Below are 519 nucleotides of genomic sequence, written 5' to 3'. Positions count from 1 at the left end.
CGGCGACCGGCAGCATGATCGATCGGCCGAGCTTCTGGAAGAACTTCATCGAGGCCTCGCAGTGTGGTGGGGGACAAGGAGCGGGAGTGCGTCACAGCGGCCGGCAAGCGCCGGGGGATTTCTTGTTAGGAAGGTACACTAAATCGGCCGGGCGAACTAGGGTGGCATCATGCCACTGCCGCCGCGACGCCACGACGCCCGCTCCGGAACGGCGGCCGTGACCTCCCGCGGGGCCGATGTGGAGAGTCCGCTCAAGAGCCTGCCAGCGGACGTGCGGTCGCGGAACCGCGCGCTCATCTCGGGGATGCTCTTCCACGACGGGCCGTTGAGCCGGGCGGACCTCGCGAGACGATCGGGCCTCACGCGCGTCACGATGTCCGACCTCGTCGGCGACCTCGTCGCCTCGGGGCTCGTCATCGAGCACGGCACGCAGGCGCCGAGCGGCCGCGGGAAGCCGGGTGTGCTCGTCGATGTCGACCGCGGCGGTCTGCACGTCGTCGCGATCGACCTGTCGAGACC

The 519-nt window shown here is 69.6% G+C and carries 1 protein-coding gene; it reads left to right on the top strand.

Annotated elements, in window-relative coordinates:
- Positions 1-169: 169 nt before the first annotated feature.
- On the top strand, positions 170-519 hold a 350-nt coding region (locus AC4FQ5_RS20175), incomplete at its 3' end, for a hypothetical protein (protein WP_491146532.1).

It is taken from the genome of Chryseobacterium sp. DT-167 (assembly GCF_058310155.1).
This window is presented reverse-complemented; position numbering and strand designations above follow the sequence as displayed.